Source organism: bacterium (assembly GCA_035703895.1).
In the GTDB taxonomy this organism is placed as follows: Bacteria; Sysuimicrobiota; Sysuimicrobiia; order Sysuimicrobiales; family Segetimicrobiaceae; genus Segetimicrobium.
The window spans coordinates 1-8,348 of sequence record DASSXJ010000144.1 but is presented as its reverse complement, the minus strand read 5'-3'; the positions used below and the strand labels follow the sequence as shown (position 1 = coordinate 8,348).

The following is an 8,348-nucleotide window of genomic DNA, read 5'->3' as shown; positions in this document are numbered from 1 at the left end:
TTCGCCGTCCTCGACCATGTCGTGGACTTCTTTGGCCGGTGCACCCGGTGTCAGAAAAAAGTCGCCCCAGCCCGCTAATCTCCCCTCTCTACTACTTTCGTCACGTTGTACCGAGCTCGTCCCTCATAGTATCGTGGCAGTAGGCGCACCGTCTTGGTCGCCCAGAGAGGGTGATATGGGGGTGAAGCGCATGCGAGCATATCTTGGATGCGTGGTATGGGGTCTCGTTGCCGCCCTCGCCACCTTGGCTCCGGCAACGCCGGCGTGGAGCCATGCGTCCATGGTGAAGTCTTCGCCGGCCGGTGGCGCGTCTCTCAGCAAAGCGCCGTCTGAGATCCGTGCCTGGTTTAGCGAGGAGCTCAAGGTCAAGGGCAGCACCCTGCGGCTGTACGACAGCCATCAAAAGCTTCTCGCGTCGGGCGGCATCGATCCGGCCGTGGCCAAGCATGATGTGATGAAGATCGCGGCGCCTCATCTGGCCAATGGGGCCTATCTGGTCAAGTGGCACGCCATTTCAGCCGACGATAATGAGCCGAAAGACGGATCGTTCAAGTTCTCGATCGGGACGGGCGCGCAGACGACCAAAGCGCCCATGGCGGATGTCCCCCCGCTTCAACTCATCACGCCGGCGAACGGCGCGCCGGTCAAGAACCCGGTCGCGGTGGTCGTCGAGACGCCGGGTGACATCGACCATCTCACCATGGGCGGCGGGATGGCGGGGATGAGCGGCATGGATTCCGGAATCCACCTGCACATCATCGTCGACAGCCTCGTCTTCATGCCTCCCGCCAGCAAACTCACCAAGGTGGGGCCCTCTCGCTACCAGTACGTCATCGGGCCGCTCCCGGCCGGGACACATACGATCAAGGTCTATTGGGCCGACAATAAGACGCACGCAGCCGTCGGTCCCGTCCATACAGCGAAGTGTGCGGTGAGCGGCTAAACCAGCGCGCGGGCCCGTGGCCGAGGTACGAGCCTGGAAGTGGCTTGGAGCGAGACGGCCACCCATGGTTTAGAATAGAGATAGGTGACGACTCGTGATTTGATCGTCGGGAATGGATCCGCCGTGCCGCGATCCCGGGAAGTCTCACGAAGGGACCCGCGCGGCGCTTGGCGCTTTGCGCTTCGTCTGACCCCCGTGCTGCTGCCCGCGGTGGTAGTGTTTAGCGCCGAGGTCGTCCGGCATGAGCTCCTCCATGGCCTCCTCCCCGAAATGCTTGGCAACGTCATGACCGGCGTGGCGGCGCTCGTCATCTCCGCCCTGATCCTGCTCCCAATCTACCGCCGGCTGGAAGCGGCGGATGCCCGGCTGCGCGCCACCGACATCGAGCACGCGGTCTCGGAGGAGCGGGAACGCCTGGCTCGGGAGCTGCACGACGGCATCTCGCAAGCCCTGTTCTTCCTGAACGTCAAGGCGACCGCGCTCGAGCGTTCCCTTGCGGCGTCCAACTTGGACCCCGCCCGTCACACAGCCGCCGAGATCACGCAGGCGGTTCAGGACACGTCCCGGCATGTCCGCGACGCCATCTTCGATCTGCGGACGAGCCCGGAAGCGGATCAGCCGCTTGGCGCCTGGATGCGGGCCTACGTGCATCGGTTTGGTGAGATCCACAGCATTGCGGGCGCCGTAGAAGAAAATGGGAGGGCCGTCCAGCCGCCGCTCGAGTCCGAGTTTCACGCCATGGCGATCGTCCGCGAGGCGTTGCACAATGTGGCCAAACACGCCGGCGCCCGGTCGGTAAACGTGCGGATCGACTGGAACACTTGCTTCTCTATGACGATTACCGATGATGGCAAGGGGGTGCCGGATCCTCTCCCGGGCCCGCTACAGGGGCGGTACGGCCTCACTGCCCTGCGCGACCACGCGCGCGCCGCGGGAGGAACGGTGACCGTCTCGCGGGGCCCGCAGGGGGGAACCACAGTAGTCTTCTAGATGCCGTACACCGGTGGACCCGCGCGAAGCGCATGACCACGCGCACGTTGATCGTCGACGACAGCGAGCTGGCGCGCCGGGGAATCCGCCTCATCCTGGCCGGCTCGCCACAATTCGATGTGGTCGGAGAGGCGAGCGACGGTCAAGAAGGCGTCGCCCGCGTGCGCGAGCTCGCCCCGGACCTTGTGCTCATGGACCTCCGGATGTCGGGCCTCGGCGGGCTCGAGGCGATTAGGCTCATCAAAGAGGAGGTTCCCTCGACGCTCGTCGTTGTGCTCAGCGTCTCAGACGATCCGCAGGACCTCTTCGAAGCGATTCGGTGCGGGGCTCAGGGGTATCTGATCAAGAATGTGGATCCGGATCTGTGGCTCGAGTATCTGACGGCGCTCGTCGGGGGGGACGCGCGGATCTCCCGTGCGATCGCCGACCGGATTCTCCAGGAGTTCACCCGCCAGAGCAGCATCCCCCGCGGGTCGCTCCCCACGCTCACCCCACGCGAAGAGGAGATCCTCGCCTTGGTGGCCCGAGGTCTGGCCAATAAGGAAATCGCCGCCACCCTCGGCATCGTTGAAGGAACCGTCAAACGGCATCTTCAGAACATTCTGGCCAAGCTTCATCTGCGCAACCGAGTAGAATTGGCGGCCTTCGCCCTCACCCAAGGGTTTACGCGGTCACCGTCTACCCGGTCCCGCCCGCCGGGCGATTCGTGACGCCCCAACTCGCCGCTAAAAGCTGTAGTCTACCACCGCCCGCCACGTGTTCTGCTGATCGACGCCGCCCATGGTGAGGTCGCGGTAGAGCACCCTCACATTGGCGACGGCGGCGAGCTTGTAAATGACGCCGACTTCGTACTCCGTCAGGGACATCGTGTTCGAGACGTTGTTTCCTGTCAGATAGTTGCCGTAGAGGGTGATGTGCCGCCACGGCGTGACGCTCACCGTCGCCGTAAAGCCCTGCGCATTGCCTGGATAGACGATGTCCCAGCCAAAGAGGTCCAACTCGGCTGCGCCGTACGGCGGGTAGAAGTTCACCCCGTAGTATTGATACCCGGTGGTGAGCACCAGGTCGTGGCCGACTTTGAAGAGCTCCCCGAGATCCCAGGTCACCACGGCCTGGACGCCGCTATCCGTCCCCCCCAGCACCGTGTCGTGCCACTGCGCCCACTCCCCGTCGAGATGGATCCCCTTCACGATGTCCCACTGCACGTAGGCCCCCCACCCGTTCCCCGCCGCCGGACACGTGATCCCCGCCGCCCCCCCGCCCGCCACCGGACAGTTGTCCGTGGCCGGGTTCACCGAGCCCCCGCCCGGCCCGTACACGTGGTACAGAAAACTCACCGCACCTGTGGGCTGGACGAACGGGGTCGACCCGCTCTGCGCGAGCACGTTGGCCACGTAGTACCCGCCGACGTGCAGCCCCTCCACGATCTTCACATTCGCATCCATGCCGTAGGCGTCTTCCCCGCTTGGGTAACTCAGCGCCCCGATGTTCCCCGTGATCCGAATCGCCACGGCCTGCACCTGCAGGTCCGCCAGATTCGCCAGGTGCAGCGCCACCCGCACCCCGTCCGCCGAGTTGAACCCGCTGTCCCCCGTCGCGTCCTCCCACGTGTCCCCCGCCGTATTCATCAACAGCCCAAACGGCCCAAACTGCACCGGATAGGTGGTCCCCGGTGGCGCCCCCCCAAACCGCCCCAGCCAGATCTCCAGCGGCAGCCCAAACGCGTTCTTCCAGTCCAGAAACGCGTCGTCGAGCGTCCCCAGCACGTGCGTGTTAAAGGTGCCCGAGAACCCGAACTCGCTGCTGTTGAACGGGATGAATCCCGTGCTGGCGCCCGTCCCGGTCGCCCCGCTCGTGATCAGCACCGTGATGAAGTGCAGGTTCTCCGGCAGGCTCCCGTCAAACTGCAGCCGCAGCACGTACCGGGCTAAGTTCCCCGTCGGGCTCGCCCCCGCGCTTACGCTCCCCGTGTTCGGATTCCCGTTCAGCGGATCGCCGCTCGCCGCCCGGGACACGTCGTACCGGAACTCCGCGGCCCCGGTGATCTGAACGGTCTTGGTCTCTAACCTGTCCTTGAGGGCGTTCAACTCCTCCTCGACCGCCTGCATGCGGACGTCCTGGGCGGCGAGCTCCGCGCGGAACTCGTTCATCAGGCGGAGAATCATGTCGAGATCCGACTTGTTGACTTCCTGCTTCGGCGCCGGCGGCGGAGCGGGAACCCGGATGCTCTCGGTCCGGACCAGCAGCCGGGCGACCACCATCGCCATCTCGTATCGCGTCATCGATCGATCGCCCTTGAACGTCCCATCGGGATAGCCTTGGATGAGCCCTTTGGCGGCCAGGTCGGTAAGCGCTTCGTAGGCCCAGTGGTTCGCAGGCGTGTCCGTAAACGGTTGCGCAGCCACCCGAGGAATCAAACCGAACGCCAGGAGAGCCGCCGCTCCCAGAGCGAGCCACCACCGCTGAGGCATTTCCCCCTCCCCGCTCCGAACTCTGAAACGCAGGCCCTGATCCGAGGGCGCGCGACCTACCTAACCGTCACCAGCGGGTCGATCAGGAAGTTCAGCCCTTCACCACAACCGGACAGGGAGGAGAGAAAAGAACGCCGCCGTCGGCCCATACGGACCGCGGCTCGCGGGCCGGATTGAGAAGCGAAAAACATCCTCGGTTACGTGGTTGTCGTCGGCCGAGATGGCGTGCCACCGCACCTGGTAGGCTCCGGGCGCGAGCCGCGGTGGGGTGATTCTCATGGACTCGTGGTCCGTGTCTTTCAGGTCGACACCGCCAGCCGCCAGAACCTTGTCCGCCCCGTCGTACAACCGCATGACGCTCCCCTTCACCGCGACCTCTTCACTAAACCACGCCTGGATGAGAGGCGGCGAACCGGTCAGAACCGCGTCGGCGGCGGGCGAGGATCTCACCAGGTTAGCGTGGGCCCACACAGGAAGCACAGGCCCAAGACAGATCAGGATACCGAGGCCCAGCCAACCCACCGTCCTCCTAACCTTTCTCACGACGGTCCCTCCCTGGTGGCCGATGGGCCCAAGCGGTAGACTGTCCAACGGCGACTATAGCATTCAGGTAAAATCTGCCGCAATGTTCCAAAAGTAGTAGAGACTGGGGCGGGCGGCTCTTCTAGAATGGGGAAGCCGGAGGCGAAGGGTCCTCGCAAGTACCCGCCGCCGCACTAAGGAGGGGAGAGACACCATGGCATGGCGCAGGTTGTGCGGGGTGGGAGTCACTCTATCCCTCGCCCTTTGGCTACCACTAATGTTGACCGGCATGGCTAGTGCGCACGAGCGCCGCCAGGTCGGGCCCTACGTCATGAGAGTAGGCTGGGCCGACGAACCCACATACGCCGGCGTCAAGAACGGCGTCCAGCTTCTGCTGAGCGATGCCTCGGGCAAGCCCGTGACAGACCTTCCCGAGGACCTCAAGGTCGAGATCATTTTCGGCACCGAGAAAATGGGCCCCCTCCCCCTGGAGGCCGCCTTCGGGAAGGCCTTCGGGAGGCCGGGGGACTTCAGGGCGGCTATCATCCCGACGCGGCCCGGAAACTACACGTTCCACTTCGTGGGATCGCTTGGCGGCCAACGGGTAGACCAGTCGTTCACGAGTTCGGACAAGACATTTGACCCCGTGACAGAGTCTTCAGCGATCGAATTCCCGGCCAAGGATCCCTCCCCCGGCGAGCTGGCCGGGCGGCTGGAACGCCTCGGCCCCAGGATCGACGAAGGTCAAGCGTCGGCCCGGGACGCGGCGGCCGCCGCCTCCCAAGCACGGGTGCTCGGCATGATCGGCATCCTCGTGGGGGCTGTCGGGATCGTTGTCGGAGTGTCCTCTGGCCGCAGGCGTACGGCGGCGTGACGGGGCGGCGATAGCGAGACAGTTCGTCATGCGTCGGTGGGGTGCGATTCCCATCCTTGTGCTATTGGGGTCGCTGGGGATCAGCGCACACACCGAAGCCCATGCCCTGCTTCAGCGCTCTCTCCCGGGCGCCGGAGCGGTGCTCCAGCAAGCTCCGCAGGCAATCACGCTGACGTTCACTGAGCAACCCGAGCCGGCCCTATCTGCAATCCACGTGCTCGATAGCGCGGGGGTTCAGGTCGATCGCACCGGGACCCAAGTCGTGCCCGGCCATCCTGAAGAGCTTCAAGTACCCCTCGGCCCTCTCCAGAACGGCGCATATACGGTCGTCTGGCGGACGGTCTCTCGAATCGATGGGCACGTGACCGGAGGCGCATTTGGATTCGGAATTGGCGTCCCTCCTCCCTCAGCCCCGTCTTCGCAAGGCCCGAGCCCCTGGCCGTCTCCATTGTACGTGCTGAGTCGTTGGGGCCTCTATGTGGGGGTAAGCGGTCTCCTCGGGGCCGCCTGGGTGTGGACCCTCGCAACCCAAGAACCGCCAGCGGCGACTCAGGGCTATCTCTGGGGCCTGTGGGCGCTTGCCGCCGTGGGGGTGATCACGCTGGGAGTGGCCCAGGCGATCGATGCAGGTGTCGGCGTCGGTCGCCTCCTGAGCACGCCGCTCGGCCGCGCGTTGTGGTGGAGGGCGCTTCCGATCGGCGTAGCCGGGGCGGCGGTCGCCGCAGCGGCGTACCTCCCCACGCGCTCGCGCCGGATCCCCTTCTTGATCCTGGGGCTGGCATCCCTCGGCGCAGTACTGGCGCACACGCTTGCCAGCCACGCCGGTGCCGGCACCGGCCCATGGCGCTGGCCGAACATCGTGGACCAATGGGTGCACTTCAGCAGTGTCGGCGTGTGGATGGGGGGACTCGCGGCCCTCCTCGTTGCCGTTCGCGGCGTTCCTGACGAGCACAAAGCCATAGCCGTGCGCCGATTCTCCATGGGGGCCGGGATGGCATTGGGGGCGGTTGCGGTCACGGGCGTCCTGCGTGCGGTCGACGAAGTGGGGACTTGGTCGGCGCTCTTCTCGACGGATTTCGGCAGGGTCGTCCTGTTTGAAGGTGGGGCTGTTGATCATGTTGGCCGCCCTGGGCGCGATCAACCGTTATCGAACCGTGCCCGCGATCTTGAAAACCTTGCAGGGGCTCCGCCGCCTGGGCGGGACCGAGTTGGCTGTGGCCGCGGTCGTGCTGGCGGTGACCGGCCTGCTCACCGGTCTGGCCCCTCCCAGTCTGATTCGGGGAGCTGCCGCGCCCGCTTCTGCCGCCGAGGCAACCGCGAGCGACTACGCCACATCGGTACGCGTGCACCTCGAAGCCATGCCGGGATTCCCCGGCGCGAATCGCTTCGTTGCTCAGGTCGTAGACTACGACATACGACGCCCGATCAAGGCCGATCGCGTCTCCCTCCGCTTTACCTCGCCAGACCGCCCGGATGTGGGTGCCTCGACGTTGGAACTCCAGCGCGTCGGCGACGGGACCTACCAAGGACAGGGGGCTAACATGTCGCTTGAGGGACCGTGGCTCGTCACTGCCGTCATTGAACGGCAAAGCGCGTCCGTCGAGGTGCCGCTGGCCATGACGGTTCGAAGCCGCTCGCAGCCCGTGCAAACGATCAAGACGCCCGGCCAGCCTACTCTCTACAACATCGACCTCTCCGGTGGGCGCCTCCTCGATGCCTATCTGGACCCGGGGAAGCCGGGCCTGAATGAATTGCACCTCACGTTCATCGCGGGGGCAGAGCGAACTTCCAATCCCCACCCCGGCCAAGGTGACCGTCGCCCGGCCCGGAGAAGCGCCTCAAGTCTTACCTGTCAGAAGATTTGGCCTCGGGCCCTTCATCGCAGACGCTCAATTAGGGGCCGGGGATTGGCAGATCGAGGTGACGGCGACCATGGCGGCGGGAGAGACACTGCGCGCGCGCTTCACCGCGCATCTCTAGCCCCCGATTCGATCAGGCTCCATCGTTCAGCCTGTACCCGACTCCCGGCTCGGTCTGGATGAAGCGCGGGCGCGCCGGATCGGGCTCGAGCTTGCGCCGGAGGTTGCTGACGTTCACCTGGAGCAGGTGGGCGTCCTGCTCGTAAGCGGCGCCCCAGACTTGGACAAGCAGTTGGTGGCGCGTGACGACCCTCCCCGCATGGGCCACGAGGGTCTTCAGGAGATCGTACTCCGTGGGCGTGAGCGAGATCTCGCTCCCAGCGACCGTGACGAGTCGACGCGTGAGATCTACCTTGAGGTCACCGGTCGTGAAGACCGGCTCATCCGGTGATCGGGTGGCGTGCCGGATGGCCACCCTGATCCGGGCCAGCAACTCGCCGACTCCAAACGGTTTCGTCAGGTAGTCGTCGGCACCGGCATCCAACGCCGCCACCTTGGCCTCTTCTTGATCGCGGACGGACAAGATGATGATCGGCGTCTGGGTCCACTCCCTGAGCCGCTTGGTGACCTCAACGCCGTCGAGGTCCGGGAGTCCGAGGTCGAGGATGATGATATCGGGTCGGTCGGCG

At 65.3% G+C, this 8,348-nt stretch carries 7 protein-coding genes; 4 read left to right on the top strand and 3 right to left on the bottom strand.

Annotated elements, in window-relative coordinates; translation table 11 throughout:
* The first annotated feature begins 190 nt into the window (after positions 1–190).
* From VFP86_09720 to VFP86_09710, 3 genes are all read left to right on the top strand, one after another.
* Positions 191–943, top strand: a complete 753-nt coding sequence (locus VFP86_09720; protein HET8999911.1) for a copper resistance CopC family protein — start codon at positions 191–193, stop codon at positions 941–943.
* Between the two features lie 84 nt (positions 944–1,027).
* Positions 1,028–1,933 (top strand): histidine kinase, encoded by a 906-nt coding sequence (locus tag VFP86_09715; GenBank protein ID HET8999910.1) that lies wholly within the window; start codon positions 1,028–1,030, stop codon positions 1,931–1,933.
* 32 nt (positions 1,934–1,965) lie between these two features.
* Positions 1,966–2,643: a response regulator transcription factor gene (locus VFP86_09710; GenBank protein ID HET8999909.1), complete on the top strand. Its 678-nt coding sequence runs from the start codon at positions 1,966–1,968 to the stop codon at positions 2,641–2,643.
* Between the two features lie 15 nt (positions 2,644–2,658).
* Here the strand turns inward: VFP86_09710 and VFP86_09705 are convergent, their stop codons facing one another.
* Both VFP86_09705 and VFP86_09700 read right to left on the bottom strand, forming a co-directional pair.
* Positions 2,659–4,404, bottom strand: coding sequence for an S-layer homology domain-containing protein (locus tag VFP86_09705; protein ID HET8999908.1), 1,746 nt, complete (start codon positions 4,402–4,404; stop codon positions 2,659–2,661).
* A gap of 99 nt (positions 4,405–4,503) precedes the next feature.
* The gene (locus VFP86_09700; GenBank protein ID HET8999907.1) at positions 4,504–4,947 is read right to left on the bottom strand and encodes a copper resistance CopC family protein; all 444 of its coding nucleotides are present in this window, start codon (positions 4,945–4,947) and stop codon (positions 4,504–4,506) included.
* A 268-nt stretch (positions 4,948–5,215) separates the two neighbouring features.
* On the opposite strand from VFP86_09700, the gene VFP86_09695 reads away from it, so the two are divergent.
* On the top strand, positions 5,216–5,800 hold the full coding sequence (locus tag VFP86_09695; GenBank protein HET8999906.1) for a hypothetical protein: 585 nt from the start codon (positions 5,216–5,218) through the stop codon (positions 5,798–5,800).
* A 1,992-nt stretch (positions 5,801–7,792) separates the two neighbouring features.
* Here VFP86_09695 and VFP86_09690 read toward each other — a convergent pair.
* The coding region (locus tag VFP86_09690) for a winged helix-turn-helix domain-containing protein (GenBank protein ID HET8999905.1) at positions 7,793–8,348 on the bottom strand (556 nt) is incomplete at its 5' end.